The organism is Streptomyces sp. NPDC091387 (assembly GCF_044756945.1).
Lineage (GTDB): Bacteria > Actinomycetota > Actinomycetes > Streptomycetales > Streptomycetaceae > Streptomyces.
In genome coordinates, this window is record NZ_JBIVTZ010000014.1 from 218,478 (window position 1) to 233,846 (window position 15,369).

Annotated in this window: 12 protein-coding genes; 6 read left to right on the top strand and 6 right to left on the bottom strand. The window is 72.0% G+C overall.

Going from position 1 to position 15,369, the window contains the following annotated elements; all coding sequences use genetic code 11:
• The first annotated feature begins 13 nt into the window (after positions 1–13).
• From ACIQM0_RS28165 to ACIQM0_RS28175, 3 genes are all read left to right on the top strand, one after another.
• A complete protein-coding gene (locus ACIQM0_RS28165) occupies positions 14–973 on the top strand; it encodes an NADP-dependent oxidoreductase (RefSeq protein WP_401291754.1) in 960 nt (319 codons plus the stop codon).
• A gap of 57 nt (positions 974–1,030) precedes the next feature.
• Positions 1,031–1,282, top strand: a complete 252-nt coding sequence (locus ACIQM0_RS28170; RefSeq protein WP_401291757.1) for a DUF2630 family protein — start codon at positions 1,031–1,033, stop codon at positions 1,280–1,282.
• 65 nt (positions 1,283–1,347) lie between these two features.
• Positions 1,348–3,264, top strand: coding sequence for an FUSC family protein (locus ACIQM0_RS28175; protein ID WP_401291865.1), 1,917 nt, complete (start codon positions 1,348–1,350; stop codon positions 3,262–3,264).
• Positions 3,265–3,286: 22 nt separating this feature from the next.
• Here the strand turns inward: ACIQM0_RS28175 and ACIQM0_RS28180 are convergent, their stop codons facing one another.
• Positions 3,287–3,691 (bottom strand): RNA-binding S4 domain-containing protein, encoded by a 405-nt coding sequence (locus ACIQM0_RS28180; protein WP_401291760.1) that lies wholly within the window; start codon positions 3,689–3,691, stop codon positions 3,287–3,289.
• 280 nt (positions 3,692–3,971) lie between these two features.
• Here ACIQM0_RS28180 and ACIQM0_RS28185 point away from each other — a divergent pair, with 280 nt between their 5' ends.
• The gene (locus tag ACIQM0_RS28185; protein WP_401291763.1) at positions 3,972–5,402 is read left to right on the top strand and encodes a VWA domain-containing protein; all 1,431 of its coding nucleotides are present in this window, start codon (positions 3,972–3,974) and stop codon (positions 5,400–5,402) included.
• Here the strand turns inward: ACIQM0_RS28185 and ACIQM0_RS28190 are convergent.
• Both ACIQM0_RS28190 and ACIQM0_RS28195 read right to left on the bottom strand, forming a co-directional pair.
• Entirely contained in the window at positions 5,351–6,547 is a 1,197-nt protein-coding gene (locus ACIQM0_RS28190; protein WP_401291765.1) for a sensor histidine kinase, read from the bottom strand. The genes ACIQM0_RS28185 and ACIQM0_RS28190 overlap by 52 nt on opposite strands.
• On the bottom strand, positions 6,544–7,197 hold the full coding sequence (locus ACIQM0_RS28195) for a response regulator transcription factor (protein ID WP_385040154.1): 654 nt from the start codon (positions 7,195–7,197) through the stop codon (positions 6,544–6,546). The genes ACIQM0_RS28190 and ACIQM0_RS28195 overlap by 4 nt, the downstream gene beginning before the upstream one ends.
• Before the next feature lie 149 nt (positions 7,198–7,346).
• On the opposite strand from ACIQM0_RS28195, the gene metG reads away from it, so the two are divergent.
• Positions 7,347–8,960, top strand: a complete 1,614-nt coding sequence (gene metG, locus ACIQM0_RS28200) for a methionine--tRNA ligase (RefSeq protein WP_401291767.1) — start codon at positions 7,347–7,349, stop codon at positions 8,958–8,960.
• Between the two features lie 86 nt (positions 8,961–9,046).
• Here the strand turns inward: metG and ACIQM0_RS28205 are convergent, their stop codons facing one another.
• The 3 genes from ACIQM0_RS28205 to aspS all read right to left on the bottom strand — a co-directional run bounded on the left by ACIQM0_RS28205 (position 9,047) and on the right by aspS (position 13,020).
• Entirely contained in the window at positions 9,047–9,868 is an 822-nt protein-coding gene (locus ACIQM0_RS28205; protein ID WP_401291770.1) for a L,D-transpeptidase family protein, read from the bottom strand.
• Positions 9,869–10,087: 219 nt separating this feature from the next.
• Complete coding sequence (locus ACIQM0_RS28210) at positions 10,088–11,041, bottom strand: intradiol ring-cleavage dioxygenase (protein WP_401291773.1); 954 nt, start codon at positions 11,039–11,041, stop codon at positions 10,088–10,090.
• A 194-nt stretch (positions 11,042–11,235) separates the two neighbouring features.
• Entirely contained in the window at positions 11,236–13,020 is a 1,785-nt protein-coding gene (gene aspS, locus ACIQM0_RS28215) for an aspartate--tRNA ligase (RefSeq protein WP_401291776.1), read from the bottom strand.
• Between the two features lie 164 nt (positions 13,021–13,184).
• Between aspS and ACIQM0_RS28220 the strand changes: the two genes are divergently transcribed.
• The gene (locus tag ACIQM0_RS28220) at positions 13,185–15,347 is read left to right on the top strand and encodes a SpoIIE family protein phosphatase (protein WP_401291779.1); all 2,163 of its coding nucleotides are present in this window, start codon (positions 13,185–13,187) and stop codon (positions 15,345–15,347) included.
• Positions 15,348–15,369 lie beyond the last annotated feature (22 nt).

The following is a 15,369-nucleotide window of genomic DNA, read 5'->3' on the forward strand; positions in this document are numbered from 1 at the left end:
GGAGGTCTTCCGTATGCGAGCCATCGCCGTCGGCGCGTTCCGGGCCGACCCCGCACTGGTCGAGGTCCCCAAGCCGGAACCGGCGCCCGGCGAGGTACGGGTGAGGGTCGAGTACGCCTCCCTCAACCCCTACGACTGGCAGACGGCCGACGGCTCCCTGGAAGGACAGGTCCCGCATGTGTTCCCGCTGGTCGTCGGCGTGGACTTCGCGGGCCGGGTGGACATGATCGGCCGCGGCGACAACCGCTTCCGGGTCGGCGACAAGGTCTTCGGACGGACCGGCCCGGCGGTCGGCGCCGGTACGTACTGCGACTACGTCTGCGTCCCGCAGGACGCCGCCATCACGCTCGTCCCGCCCGGCCTGGACGCCCGGACCGCCGCCGCGCTGCCGACAGCCGGGATGGCGGCCGCGCAGATCCTGGAGGCGGCGGTGCTCCGCGGCCACGAGAGCCTGCTGATCATCGGCGCGGCGGGCGGCGTCGGCAGCTGTCTGACCCAGCTCGCCAGGGCCCGCGACGTGCGCGTGATCGCGGCGGTGCGCGGCGACGAGCGGTCCAGGATGGGGTCGTTGGGCGCCGCCGCCACGGTCGACACCACCCGGGGCCCGGCGGCCGACTCGGTACGCGCGGTCTGCCCGGACGGCATCGACGCACTGGCCGACCTGGTCTCCGGCACCCCGGAGGCGTTCGCCGTCCACGCCGCGACGGTCCGGCCCGGCGGCATCGCGCTCAGCACCCGGGGCGCCGCGACCGGGGCGGCGCTCCCCGGGGGCGTGCGCGGCATCGACTTCCGGCTCGACCCCAGCCCCGTCCTGCTGGACGTCCTGGCGGCGGGCGCCGCGGAAGGCGTGCTCCGGGTGCCCATCGACATCGAACTCCCCCTGGAGAAGGCCCCCCAGGCCCTGGACCGCAACCGGACCGGCGGGGCCCGCGGCAAGACCGTCATCGTGCTGCGCAACCACCGCCACCGCTGAACCCCACCCCCGGCGCATCAGCCGGCACCCTCCACCACCGAGCGGAACGAGGACGTCATGAGCGACCAGGAGCACGACATCATCGGCAGCATCGACGGACTCGTCGCGGAGGAGCGCGCCCTGCGCGACCGCGGCGGCCGCGACCCGGGCCTCACCTCCGACGAGCGGAAGCGACTGCGTACGGTGGAGGTCAGGCTCGACCAGTGCTGGGACCTGCTGCGGCAGCGCCGCGCACTGAGCGAGTTCGGGGACGACCCGTCACAGGCCCGGGTCCGCCCGGCCGACGAGGTCGAGGGATACCGCGGCTGACCGCTGAGCACCGGAGGGGGTACGGATTGGACGGCACAGGTTCCGCCGCGGCGCCGCGGCGGGGGATGCCGCCCGTCTGGCTCCGGTACGGGCTGCGCCCGCAGCCCACCCCCGTCCCCTGGGCCGCCGTCGCCCGCGCGTCCGTCGCCCTGGCCGTGCCGCTCGCCGCCGGATTCGCCGTCGACCGGCCGGTGTACGGGGCGCTCGTCTCCATGGGCGCGCTCTCCGGCGTGATCGGCGACACCGCCGACGCGTACCGGATGCGCATCCTCAACATCGCCGTACCGCAGGTGTTCGGCGCGCTCGGCATCATGATCGGCACGCTCGTGCACGGGTCCGGCTGGGGCGCCGTGGCCGTGCTCACGGCCATCGGGCTCGTCTCCGGGATGATGTCGACGATCGGCGCCGTGGCCTCCGTATCGGGGCTGCTGCTCCTGCTCAACTCGGTGGTGGGCGCCGGACTTCCGATGCCGGAACCGTGGTGGGTGGCGCCGCTGCTGCTGACGCTCGGCGGACTGTTCGTCCTCGCCCTGACGCTGCTGGCCTGGCCCCTGCGGCGGAAACTTCCGGAACGGGTCTCCGTCGCCGGGACGTACTGCACGGTCGCCGATCTGCTCGCCGCCGCCGGCACCGACGCGTACGAGGAGAAACGGCAGGCCGTCACCCAGTCCCTCAACACCTCCTACGACCTGATCCTGGCCCGCCGCGCCCGCTACCACGGCCGCAGCGGCACCATGGTGCGGATGCTGTCCCAGCTCAACGTCGTCATCCCGCTGGTCGAGGCGGCCCCCGCGGTGCACCTGCGGCGGCGCCCGCTGCCTCCCGAGATCCCGGCGGCGGTGCGGAAACTGGCCGACGACATCGAGGACAGCCGCACCGGTGACGCCGAACCCGCCCTGCCCGCACCGGACTCGCCCGCCACCCGGGCCGTGGACAGCGCCCTGCGGCACGCCGCCGCGGTCGTCCACAAGGCGGAACCCGACCCGTACAACGTCGACGACCGGCTCGGCCGCCCCGCCGCGCTGGGGGCACGCGTCCGGCGCGCCACCCGCAACGTCCTGCTCTCCGGGCCCTCATGGCGGTACGGGCTGCGCCTCGCCCTCTGCATCGGGCTGGCCCAGTCGCTGACCTCACTGGTCGACGTACCGCGCTCCTACTGGGTGGCGCTGACCGTCACCTTCGTCCTCAAACCCGACTTCGGTTCGGTGTTCTCCCGCGCCGTGCTGCGTTCGGTGGGCACGGTGGCGGGCCTCGTCATCGCGGCGCCGGTGCTGGCGGAGGTGCCGATCGGCTGGTGGGACGTGCCGGTGATGGTGCTGCTCGCCTCGCTGATCCCGGCGTTCACGGCGAAGGGCTACGCCTTCCAGACGGCGGCCGTCACCCCGGTCATCCTGCTCCTGTCCGACCTGCTGAACCACCAGGGCGTGGACCTCGTCTGGCCGCGCTTCCTGGACAGCCTGATCGGCTGCGGCATCGTGCTGGTGGCCGGATACCTGCTGTGGCCGGAGAGCTGGCACACCCGGATCGGCCACCGCCTGGCCGACGCGGTGACGGACATCGCGGACTACGTGGAGTACGCCTTCGAGCCGGAGGCCTCCGGCGACCGGGCGGAACGGGTGCGGGCCCGGCGCCGTATCTACCGCGATCTGTCCGCCGTGCGCTCCGAGTTCCAGCGCGCCCTGACGGAACCGCCCCCCACCGGCCGCCGGGCCACCGCGTGGTGGCCCCTGGTCGTCGCGGTGGAACGGATCGTGGACGCCACGACCGCGGCCAGGGTCCGCGTCAACCACGGGGCGCCGGAACCGGAACCGGCCGAGGTGGCCGAGGTGCAGCAGCAGCTGCGCGAACTGGCGGCGGGCATCAGGGCGAGCGAGGTCCTGGTGGAGGTGCGCGCCGAACTCCCGGGCGACGAGGACGGCGTACTGGCCCCGCTGCGCCAGGAGGTGGCTGCGGCCAGGGCGATCGCCTCCCCGCAGCCGTAACACCGCACCCGGACCGGCCCGGTCACTCCGAGGGCGGCCCGTCCCCCCGCAACCGGTCCATCTCGCGCCGGTCCCGCTTCGTCGGCCGCCCCGCGCCCCGGTCCCGCACCGGCACCTGGATCGCGGCCTCGCGCGGCGGCGGGGGCGGGCTGTTGTCGACGAAGCACTCCGCCGCCACCGGAGGCCCGACCCGCTTCTTCACGATCTTCGACACGACCACGACCCGGTCCCGGCCCGCATGGCGCAGCCGTACCTCGTCGCCGACGTGCAACGCCTGGGCCGGCTTGGCGCGCTCGCCGGCCACCTTCACATGACCGGCACGGCAGGCGGCGGCAGCCTGCGCACGCGTCTTCGTCAGCCGGACCGACCAGATCCAGACGTCGACCCGAACACTGCCCGCCGCCTGCGGAGCCTCACCGGAAACCATGCTTCCGACTCTAGTGCGCCCGATACGCGCGGGGCCCGGCCACTCGCGTCAACCAGGCAACTCGGCACTACAGAAATACATGTGAATGACGTACATCAGACCACCACAACGCGGTGACAGGACTCGGTCCGGGATCGGTTTCGGCTCAGTTGTCCCTCAGGCGGGCCGCACCACCGAACGGCCTGATCCGGCCGCTAACCTTACGTATCCGCCCTGGCCAGGGATCAATTCCCGCAGTACGGACATTCATCGCACCCAACTCACGTGAAAGGCCTCGCCCATGGGCATTCGGAGCTTGCTGCGCAAGGTGTTCGGCCGTGACGTCACGGAGCAGGACGGCCCGACGACGGCCACGGTCCCGCCCCAGGGCGAGCGCACCCGGTCCGCTGAGTCGGAGTCGGTGACGGTGGACGAAGCGCTTGTGCCGGCCGAGTCGGAGCCCGAACCCGCCGCGACCACCAAGGCCTCGGTACCGGCCCCGGCCTCCTCCACTTCATCCCGGTCCACCACGTCCGGGTCCGCCGAGTCCGGGTCCGTGACGACCCGGACCGCCACGTCCCGGGCCGTCAAGGATGACGGCGATCTGGCGACGGACCTGGTGGCAGCCGCCTTCGACAAGGCCGCCGCCCCCGCGCCCAAGGCCACCCCCACGGTTCCGTCGCAGGGCTCCGGGCCCAGGACGAAGGCCGCGGAGGCAGAGCCGGAGTCGAAGCCGGAGCTGAAGCTGGATCTGGCGCCCAAGGCGGAGTCGAAGCCGGAGCAGGAGTCGAAGCCGGTCGAGGTAGTGGCGGCTGCCGTGGCCCCGGAGCCCGTCGAGGCTCCGGCCGAAGCCCCCGCGGCCGCCGAGCCGGTCGCCGCCGAGGCCGCGCCCGCGCCGATCACCATCGACATGGACCCGGAACCCGAACCGGAAGCGGAGCCGGTGGCGGAAGCCGGACCGGAACTCGCAGCCGAGCCCGAACCGGCCGCTGCCCTCCCCACTCCCACTCCCACTCCCGCCCCCGCTCCCGCTCCCGTCGCCGCCCCCGCCGACGGCAAGCCCGCGCTCTCCCTCGCCCGGGTCAAGTCCCGCGCGCCGGAGCTCGTCGCCCCGTACAAGGCCGCCCAGGCCGGTCTGAAGGCGCACGGGCTGACCGGCCTGCGCGCCACCGTCTACCTGGTCCTGGACCGGTCCGGCTCCATGCGGCCGTTCTACAAGGACGGCAGCGCCCAGCACCTGGGCGACCGCACCCTCGCGCTCGCCGCGCACCTGGACGAGAGCGCCACCGTCCAGGTCGTCTTCTTCTCGACGGACATCGACGGCACCGGCACGGTCGAGCTGTCCGGCCACGAGGGCCGGATCGACGAGCTGAACGCGGGCCTCGGCCGGCTCGGCCGGACGAACTACCACCGTGCCGTCGAGGAGGTCGTCGCGCACTACGAGAAGTCCGGGGCCACCGGCCCGGCGCTGGTGATCTTCCAGACGGACGGCCCGCCGGACGTCAAGCCGGCCGCCCGCCAGGCCCTGACCGACGCGGCACGGCTGCCGCTGTTCTTCCAGTTCGTCGCGTTCGGCGACGAGGACGCGAAGGGCTTCGACTTCCTGCGGAAGCTGGACGCCCCGAACGCCGGCTTCTTCCACGCGGGCCCCGCCCCGCGTGAGGTCGCGGACACCGCGTTCTACCGCGAGGTGCTCGCCGCGCTGCCCGCCTGGGTCGCCGCCGGCTCCTGATCGACCGGCAGGCGTACGGTCACGGCGAGCCCGCCCTCCGGGCCCGGCACCGCCGTGACCGTACCGCCGTGCGCCAAAGCTATGGACCGCACGATCGAGAGACCGAGTCCGGAACCGCGCCCCATCCGGTCCTTGCCCTCGCCCCTGCGGAACGGCTCGAACAGCCCGGGGATGTCCGCCCCGTCCACCACGGGGCCGGTGTTGCGGACCCGGAGCACCCCGCTCCCGCCCCCGGTGGTCAGCGACACCTCCACCGTCCCGCCGGGCACGTTGTACGTCACCGCGTTGGCCAGCAGATTGGCCACCAGCTGGGCCAGCAGCATCCGGTTCCCCAGCACCGCGCAGGGAACGGACCCGACCGTCACCCCCGGGTACCGGCCCGCCTCCTCCGCCACCACCCGGGCCAGGTCCACGTCCTCCCGCTCGCCCTTCGCGAGCCCGCGCTCGCTGCGCGCCAGCACCAGCAGGCCTTCGATGAGCCGCTCGCTGCGCCGGTTGTTGTCCAGGAGCGTCTGCCGGGTCCGTACGAGGTCGTCCGGCGTCGGGTCGTCCAGGCCGACCTGGATCGCCGTCCGCTGGGTGGCCAGCGGGGTCCGCAGCTCGTGCGAGGCGTTGGCGATGAACCGCCGCTGACTGTCGAAGGCCCTCTCCAGCCGGGCGAGCAGCGCGTCGAGCGTGTCGCCGAGTTCCTTGAGCTCGTCGTCGGGGCCGCTGGAGGCGATCCGCTCGTGCAGCGTGTGCTCGGAGAGCCGGCGCGCCTTGGCGGTCATGGCGTGGACGGGCCGCAGGACCCGCCCCGCGGTCCACCAGCCGACACCCACCGCGCAGGCCGTCATCACGAGCAGGGAGGCGGCGGACCAGATGAGCAGCTGGTGGCCGGCCGCGTCGCTCACGTGGTCGGTGAGGTCGTAGACGGTCGGCGGGCCGAGGCTCCGGCGGGTGACGAGGGGGCCGTTCACCGCGTAGCCCGGCTGGACGACCGCGGCCGTGCGGGCGATGGAGCGGGCCTGCGAGTCCGTACCGGCGCGGGAGGCCAGGTTGACGGTGACGAGCAGGGCGGTGCCGAGCACCAGGAACACCCCGCCGTACACGAGCGCGATCCGGGTCCTGATCGTGGAGTGCGGCACCCGTCCCGGATGCTTCACAGGGCGTACCCGACGCCCTGCACGGTGCGGATCACCGCCGGTTCGCCGAGTTTGCCGCGCAACTTGCTCATGCAGACGCGGACGGCCCCGGTGAAGGGGTCGGCGTTGGCGTCCCAGGCCCGCTCCAGCAGCTCCTCCGCGCTGACCGTCCCGCCGTCGGCCTCCAGCAGCAGTTGCAGCACGGTGAACTCCTTCGGCGAGAGGTCCAGCTCCTGCCCGTCCCTGGACGCGGTGCGCCGTACGGTGTCGAGCCGGATTCCGTACCGCTCCAGCTGCGGCGGCACGGGGCGGGCGCTGCGCCGCCGCAGCGCCCGGACCCGGGACACCAGCTCGGGGAACTCGAAGGGCTTGCCGAGATAGTCGTCGGCGCCCAGGTCGAGCCCGGAGACCCGGTCCTCCATGGACCCGGCGGCGGTGAGCATCAGGATCCTGGTCCGGGAGCCGGAGGCCACGAGTGCGCGGGCCACGTCGTCGCCGTGCACGCGGGGCAGGTCGCGGTCCAGGACGACGACGTCGTAGTCGTGCAGTCCCAGGTAGGCCTGGGCGGCATCACCGCTGTACACCGTGTCGACGGCGAACCCCGCCCGCCGCAGCCCGGTGGCGACCAGCTCCGCCAGGATCTCCTCGTCCTCGGCGACCAGTACCCGCATCGTGATGTCCTCTGCCTCGTACATGCGTGTCCACTCCATCCCAGGATGCGTCTTTGCTACGGGAAGCGATGTTTCGCAAAGCTCTCCGCATCCGCCCCCGCGTTTATTCGGTGCGAGTGGATCTCCCACGGACCGTTAGGATTTCGACCATGGCGGCCACTGGATCAGAGAAGCAGGGGGGCGAGGACGTGCGGAGTTTCTACGTCTCGACCCCCATTTACTACGTCAACGACGCTCCTCACCTGGGCCACGCCTACACGACCGTCGCAGGCGACGTGCTCACCCGCTGGCACCGCCAGCGGGGCGAGAAGGTGTGGTACCTCACCGGCACGGACGAGCACGGTCAGAAGATCATGCGCACGGCCGAGGCGAACAACGTCACGCCCCAGGCGTGGTGCGACAAGCTCGTCGAGGAGTCCTGGAAGCCCCTCTGGGAGCACCTCGGCATCGCGAACGACGACTTCATCCGTACGACGGAGAAGCGGCACACCGACCGGGTGCAGGAGTTCGTGCAGGACCTGTACGACAAGGACGAGATCTACAAGGGCGGGTACGAGGGCCCGTACTGCGTGGGCTGCGAGGAGTACAAGCTCCCCGGCGACCTCATCGAGGCCGAGGACGGCACGAAGCTGTGCCCGATCCACAAGAAGCCGGTGGAGATCCTCAAGGAGGAGAACTACTTCTTCAAGCTGAGCGCGTACGGCCCGAAGCTGCTGGAGTTCTACGCGGCCAACCCCGGCTTCATCCAGCCGGAGTCGGCCCGCAACGAGGTCGTGAACTTCGTGAAGCAGGGTCTCCAGGACCTGTCGATCTCGCGCTCGACCTTCGACTGGGGCGTCCCGGTCCCGTGGGACGACAAGCACGTCATCTACGTGTGGGTCGACGCGCTGCTCAACTACGCGACGGCGGTCGGCTACGGCTCCAACCAGGAGAAGTTCGACCGTACGTTCCCGGCGAACGTGCACCTGGTCGGCAAGGACATCCTGCGCTTCCACGCGGTGATCTGGCCCGCGATGCTGATGGCGCAGGGTCTGCCGCTGCCGGGCAAGGTCGTCGCCAACGGCTGGCTGATGGTCGGCGGCGAGAAGATGTCGAAGTCGAACCTGACGGGCATCAAGCCGCAGGACCTGACCTCGCACTTCGGCGTGGACGCGTACCGCTGGTACTTCCTGCGGGCCATCGCCTTCGGCAGCGACGGCTCGTTCTCCTGGGAGGACTTCACCGCCCGCTACACCTCCGAGCTCGCCAACGACTACGGCAACCTGGCCTCGCGCCTCGCGGCCATGGTCGGCAAGTACTACGGCGGTGCGCTCCCCGCGGCCGCGGCCGCGGGCGAGGCCGAGCAGGCGGTGTACGACGGGCTGTCGAAGGCCGTCGCCGTGGCCGACCGGAAGATCGGCGAGGAGCTGGACTTCCAGGGCGGCATCCTGGCGATCTTCGACTTCGTGAAGCAGGTCAACGGCTACATCACGGAGCAGGAGCCGTGGAAGGTCGCCAAGGACGAGTCGCCGGAGGGCCGGGCCCGCCTCGCGACGATCCTGTACACGGCCGCAGAGGCGCTGCGCGGTGTCGCGGTCCTGCTGAATCCCGTCATGCCGGACACCTCGCAGCAGCTGTGGGAGTGCCTGGGCGCCGAGGAGTCCCTCGGCGCGCTCTCCGGCCGGCCCGTGCAGAACGCCGCCGACTGGGGCCAGCTGCCGGCCGGCGCGACGGTGACGAAGGGCGCGGTGCTCTTCCCGCGCCTGGAGGAGAAGCCCGAGTAACGGCTCGTACGTAGGCGAAGGGGTGGGACCGCGCCGGCGGTCCCACCCCTTCGCGCGTGTCCGGCGATGAGCACGAGCGGTCGCTCTCAGGCGCTCAGGGACGTGGCGTCCCCCATCACGACGACGGGGTCCTGCGCGGGGTCGAGCAGGCCCAGCAGCTCCTTCATCCGGTCCTCCGCGATCGATACGCAGCCCTGGGTGGGGCCGCCGTGGTCGACGTGGATCCAGATGCCGCCGCCGCGCTCCGTGCCGAGCGGACGGGTGTGGTCCAGGGGTGAGGTGCCGGGGAGGCGGTTGTAGTCGATGGCGACGACGTAGTCGAAGGACCCCTCCAGCGGCTCCCCGTGGAAACCCTCGCCCGCCACCTTGAAGTCCGGGCTCAGGTCGTACGGGAACGCCGTGGCCGGGGGGTCGAGCCGGCCGCCCGCCGCGGTCAGCGTGTAGACGCCGACGGGTGAGCGGAGATCGCCCTCCCAGTGGTCGGAGGTCCAGCCGTTCAGGGCGTTGTGGGCGGGCCAGGGCGCCATGGCCGCCCGCCAGTCCGCGGCGGGGCCGTCCCGGGTGTAGAGCACGGCGGTGGAGCGGTTGGAGTCCGCGGACTCGCCGGTGACGACGAACGCCTGACGGGTACCGGCCGGGATCGCCGCCCTGGTCCGCGGGCCGAGCCCCGGGATCTCCCGCGGTGGGGCCGGCGCGGGTCTCGGCGGTGCGGCGGGCGCGGCCGACGACGGTGCGGCCGACGCCCCGCCGGCTCCCGGCGAGCCGGGAACGCCCGCGCTCCTCGCGGGCGCGCCGCTCCCACCCGTACCGGCGATGCCGACCGTTCCGCACCCGGCCAGGAGCAGGACGAGGACGGCGCAGACGATGTACGGGAGCCGGCGAGGAACGCTCGAACGGGGCACGGACACGGAGGGGCTCCTGAACGGTCGGTGGCGAAGCCGCGGGGGCTTTGCGGACACGGTCGGGGGGTCCGCTGTGCCGATGTCGTCCCAGGCAGTCTTTGCCGCAGCCGGGTTTCGCCAATCCGGCACCGGGGCCATCCGGCTGTAACCGTTCAGGTGATTCGTGTACTTGTATGCCCGGAGCCCCTCCGTGCGGCGGTGCGCGACCCGGTCAGGTCTGTGCGGTCACATCCCCGTCCCGTCCTGTGTCTCGTCCGGGTCCACGCCCATGGTGATCGAGCCGACGACACCGCGCGCCATGTGGTTCTTCCGGTACGAGAGCTTCATCAGCCCGCCCGTGACACCGCTCTGGTCGTAGATGGTGTCCTCGGTGAGGGTCGTGCGGGTGGTGGTGCTGGTGGAGTACGGCTCGGCCTTCGCCGAGTCGAGGACCGCGGACTCCGCGAAGAAGAACTGGCCGGTGTGGCAGGTGTGCCCGCCCTCGTACCCGGCGTCGGTCATCTTGCCGCCGACGTGCACCTTGGTGTGGATGTGCACGGCACGGCCCTGGTACCAGCCCGGGAAGATCGTCCGGAACTCCACGTACCCGTGCTGGTCGGTGAGCTGGGTGCCGCGCAGATAGCGCTCGTCGTCGGTGGGCTCGCTGTGTCCGCCACCGCCGGGACCACCGGGGCCGCCGGGGCCGCCGGACGGGGGCGTACCGGTGGGGGCGCCGGTCGGGGCGTCCGTGGGGGCGCCGGTCGGTGGGGTGCCGCCGCCCGGTCCTCCGGGGCCGCCCGTGCTCATGCTCTCGTAACCGGAGTAGACGCCCAGCGCGTCGCAGTGCCAGATGTCGACGGCCGCCCGCTTGAGCGGCTTGCAGGTGTCGGAGTCGATCACCTTGAGGCGGAGGGTCATCGGGATGCCCTCCTTGTCCTCGGTGATGTCCTTCCGGATCTTGTCGGCGTCGATGTAGTACGGGCCCTCCGTGGTCTCCGAGGTGAGCCGGTAACACGCCTCGCCCTGCCCGGCGGGCTTCTTCCCGCCGCTGCCGCCCTTGTGGGCGCCGGCCTCGCCGGCCGAGGCGTTCGCGACGGCTCCGGCTCCGATTCCGGCCGCGGCGACGGCCGCACCACCGGCGAGGATCATCCGGCGGCGGGTCAGGTCCTTCTTGTGCGCGGGTTCCTGAGTATCTGTCATGTCCAGGAGGTTAGGGAGCCCAGCTGGCAGGGGCTTGGGTGCAGCCTGTGCGTTCCTGTGCGTCTCCGGTGCGGGCCGTCGCGGCACGTCCCGGGAGCGGCCGGGACGCGGAACAGCCCCCGGCCGGATGACCAGGGGCTGTTTCACGTGAAACCCGGTGCAGCTGACGGGCTGCTTCCCGGTGCGCTTCCCGTCTACTTCTCGGTGGCGTCCTTCGCGGGCGCGACCGGCTTGCGGAGCTGGATGTTCAGCTCGCGCAGCCGCGCCTCGTCCAGCACCGTGGGCGCGCCCATCATCAGGTCCTGGGCGTTGCCGTTCAGCGGGAAGGCGATCGTCTCGCGGATGTTGGGCTCGTCGGCCAGCAGCATCACGATGCGGTCGACACCCGGGGCGATGCCGCCGTGCGGCGGGGCGCCGAGGCGGAAGGCGCGGAGCATGCCCGCGAACTCGTGCTCGACGGTCTCGCGGTCGTAACCGGCGATCTCGAAGGCCTTGAGCATCAGCTCGGGCTCGTGGTTCCGGATGGCGCCGGAGGACAGCTCGATGCCGTTGCAGACGATGTCGTACTGCCAGGCGAGGATGTCGAGCGGGTCCTTCTCCTCAAGGTCCTTCAGGCCGCCCTGGGGCATCGAGAAGGGGTTGTGCGAGAAGTCGATCTTCCCGGTGTCCTCGTCCTTCTCGTACATCGGGAAGTCGACGATCCAGCAGAAGCGGAAGACGCCGTCCTCGAAGTGACCGGCGCGCTTGGCCGCCTCGACGCGGACGACCGACATGATCTTGGAGACCTCGTCGAACTCGCCGGCGCCGAAGAACACGGCGTGGCCGGGGACGAGGGAGAGCCGCTCGGTGAGGGTCTTGACGTCCGTCTCGGTGAGGAACTTGGCGATCGGGCCCGCCAGCTTGCCGTCCTCGCCGACCCGGACCCAGGCGAGGCCCTTCGCGCCGTGCTCGACTGCGTAGTCGCCGAGGCCGTCGAAGAACTTCCGGGACTGGCCCGCGGTGTCCGGCACCGGGAGGGCGCGGACGTGCTTGCCCGCGAAGGCCTTGAACTCCGAGTCCGCGAAGACGTCGGAGATGTCCACGAGCTCCAGCTTGGCGCGCAGGTCCGGCTTGTCGTTGCCGTACTTCAGCATCGACTCGCGGAACGGGATGCGCGGGAACGGCGAGGTGACGTGGCGGCCGTTGCCGAACTCCTCGAAGAGCTCGGTCATGAGCTTCTCGATCGGGCGGAAGACGTCCTCCTGCTCGACGAAGGACATCTCGACGTCGAGCTGGTAGAACTCACCGGGCGACCGGTCGGCACGGGCGTCCTCGTCGCGGAAACACGGCGCGATCTGGAAGTAGCGGTCGAAGCCGGAGATCATCAGCAGCTGCTTGAACTGCTGCGGGGCCTGCGGCAGCGCGTAGAACTTGCCGGGGTTCAGCCGGGACGGGACGACGAAGTCACGGGCGCCCTCGGGAGAGGTCGCGGTGAGGATCGGCGTCGCCATCTCGTTGAAGCCGAGGGCGACCATCTTGGCGCGGATCGCGGCGATGACGGAGGAGCGCAGCATGATGTTGCGGTGCATGCGCTCGCGGCGCAGGTCGAGGAAGCGGTACTCCAGACGCCGCTCCTCGTTGACCCCGTCCTCGGCGTTGATCGTGAAGGGGAGCGGGGCGGCCTCGCCCAGCACCTCGACCGCGGTGACCTCGATCTCGATCTCGCCGGTCGGCAGCTCCGGGTTGACGTTGTCCGCGCCGCGGGCGGAGACCTTGCCGTCGATCCGTACGACGGTCTCCTTGGTGAGCTTCGCCAGGGCGTCGTTGCCGGGGGTGCCGGGGCGGGCGACGAGCTGCACCAGACCGTAGTGGTCGCGCAGATCGATGAAGAGGATGCCACCCAGGTCTCGGCGATTGTGCAGCCAGCCGCTCAGCCGGACGTCGGTGCCGACGTCAGAGGCGCGGAGCTCGCCGCAGGTGTGGGACCTGTACCGATGCATCGTCGTTCATCCAGTCTTCGCGGTTGGGGGCGGATACAGCCACCCCAGGCTACCGCTCGCGACCGGACCGTTTCATTGCCATGGTCCCCGGCAGGATCGCCGGAGGGGCCGGGCGGCGCGACCCTCGGTGGCGTTTGGGGCGCACATCTTCCTAAAGTGGGGCAATGCGCACCGAGGATGTCCTGGCCGCGACCGCGACCGGTCTCTGGCGCTGGGACAACGGAGCCGGGACGGTCACGCTCGACGCGGAGGCGGCCCGGCTGCTGGAGCTGCCCTCAGAGGAGGGCGTCTTCCGTGAGTCGGAGGTGCGCTCCCACTTCCACCCCGTCGACTGGAACGAGATCCACGGCGTGGTCAATCTGGCCGTCGCCGAGGGCACGCTCGCCGAGGCCCGGCTGCGGATCGTGGACGAGCAGGGGCACGTGCTGCGCACCGTGCGCACCCGTTCCAAGCCGCTCCCGCCCGCGGAGGGCGACGACGAGGACTACGTGCTGGTCGGCACCCTCCAGGAGGTCGCCGATCCGCCGCCGGGCGCCGCCGGGGCGCAGAGCCGGATCACCGGCGACTGGCGCCGGTCCCGGGAGGCGTTCCTGCTGGACGCCGGGCGGGCGCTGGCCGAGGCCCGGTCGACGGCGGAGGTGCTGCGGGTCGCCTACTCGCTCTCCATGCCCGGGTTCTCGCCGGACGGACTGGCGGTCTTCGGGGCCGAGGGCGAACGGCTGACGATCGTCGGGCACCACGGTCACACCATGGGTGACGAGGATCCGTTCAACGACATGCCGCTGGAGACCGACTACCCGGCCGCGGAGGTCGTACGGACGGGGCGGGCGATCTATCTGCCCAGCCCCGAGGAGTACTACCGCCGCTACCCCGCCACCTGGCCGCTGGCCCGGCGGTTCGGGCGCCGCTCCTGGGCCTTCCTGCCGCTGATCGTGGCGGGTCGCACGATGGGCGCCTGGATGGCCGGCTTCCGGCATCCGGTGTCGTTCTCGCCGGACGAGCGGTCCGTGCTGACGACGGTGGCCCGGATGCTCGCGCAGGCGCTGGCCCGCGCCGGGATCGCCGAGACCGAGCGGGAGCTCTCGCAGGGGCTCCAGCGCACGATGATGCCGTCCCTGGGGGCCGGCATCCCGGGGATGACGGTGGCCGCGCGCTACGTGCCGACCGGGGGCGGGCTCCAGGTCGGCGGCGACTGGTACGACATGATCCCGCTGCCCAACGGCCGGGTCGCCCTCGTCATCGGTGACGTCCAGGGCCACGACGTACGGGCCGCGGCGCTGATGGGCCAGTTGCGGATCGCCCTGCGCGCGTACGCCTCCGAGGGGCACCGGCCGGACGCGGTACTCGCGCGGGCCTCGCGCTTCCTCTCCGGGCTCACCGACGCGTACGAGGACGGGGAGCACAGCGGGGCGCGGTTCGCGACGTGCCTGTACGCGGAGGCGGACCCGGACACCGGCACCCTCGACATCGCACGGGCGGGGCACCCCGACCCCGTGGTGATGACCGCAGACGGGACGGCGGTCATCCGGCAGACCGCGGGCGGGCTCCCGCTGGGCATCGAGTCGGACACCGACTACCCGACGACCCGGTTCACCCTGGAGGCCGGAGAAACGATCATGCTCTGCACGGACGGGCTGATCGAGACCGGCGGGCACGACCTGGCCACCGGCTGGGTCCGGCTCCGGCCGATCCTGGAGCGGCACACCAGCGATCTGGAGAAGCTCGCGGACGCCCTGGTGCAGGCCGTGCACGGGCCTGGCTCGCACTACACGACGGGCCCGCTCGCGGACCGCCGCGAGGACGACGTCGCGGTGCTGCTGCTGCGCCGCGAGGGCGCCACGGCCCGGCGGACGGCGACGCGGCGGACGGCGGCGCGGCGGACGACGCTGACCATCGCCCAGGCCGAACCGGAGCGGATCTCGGCGGCCCGGCAGCAGGTGCGCGAGATGCTGCACGACTGGGCGGACCCGGAGCAGGTCGACTCGGCGGTGCTGATGATCTCCGAGATGGCCACGAACGTGCTGGTCCACACGGACGGCGACGCGCTGCTGGTCGCCCAGGCCAGCGGGGAGCACGGGGAGCGGCGGCTGCGGGTGGAGGTGGCCGACCGCAGCGACGAACTGCCGCACAAACGGCGGCCCGGTGAGATGGCGTCCAGCGGGCGGGGACTGGTCCTGATGGAGATGCTCGCCGACGCGTGGGGGGTGGATCCGCGGGGTGAGGGCAAGTCGATCTGGTTCGAGCTGTACGAGTCGGCGGAGCCGGTGGAACTGAGGGAGGCGGAGCCGGTTCGGCTGCCGGAACCGGCTCCGGAACCCGAGCCGTAGCCGGTCCCCCGGCGCGAGGGTT

Bases quoted from the DNA above. Each gene is read 5' to 3' on its own strand.
- ACIQM0_RS28185 (WP_401291763.1), top strand. From the start codon at position 3,972: ATGGGCATTCGGAGCTTGCTGCGCAAGGTGTTCGGCCGTGACGTCACG.
- ACIQM0_RS28170 (WP_401291757.1), top strand. From the start codon at position 1,031: ATGAGCGACCAGGAGCACGACATCATCGGCAGCATCGACGGACTCGTC.
- ACIQM0_RS28175 (WP_401291865.1), top strand. From the start codon at position 1,348: ATGCCGCCCGTCTGGCTCCGGTACGGGCTGCGCCCGCAGCCCACCCCC.
- ACIQM0_RS28210 (WP_401291773.1), bottom strand. From the start codon at position 11,041: ATGACAGATACTCAGGAACCCGCGCACAAGAAGGACCTGACCCGCCGC.
- metG (WP_401291767.1), top strand. From the start codon at position 7,347: ATGGCGGCCACTGGATCAGAGAAGCAGGGGGGCGAGGACGTGCGGAGT.
- ACIQM0_RS28195 (WP_385040154.1), bottom strand. From the start codon at position 7,197: ATGCGGGTACTGGTCGCCGAGGACGAGGAGATCCTGGCGGAGCTGGTC.
- ACIQM0_RS28220 (WP_401291779.1), top strand. From the start codon at position 13,185: ATGCGCACCGAGGATGTCCTGGCCGCGACCGCGACCGGTCTCTGGCGC.
- aspS (WP_401291776.1), bottom strand. From the start codon at position 13,020: ATGCATCGGTACAGGTCCCACACCTGCGGCGAGCTCCGCGCCTCTGAC.
- ACIQM0_RS28165 (WP_401291754.1), top strand. From the start codon at position 14: ATGCGAGCCATCGCCGTCGGCGCGTTCCGGGCCGACCCCGCACTGGTC.
- ACIQM0_RS28180 (WP_401291760.1), bottom strand. From the start codon at position 3,691: ATGGTTTCCGGTGAGGCTCCGCAGGCGGCGGGCAGTGTTCGGGTCGAC.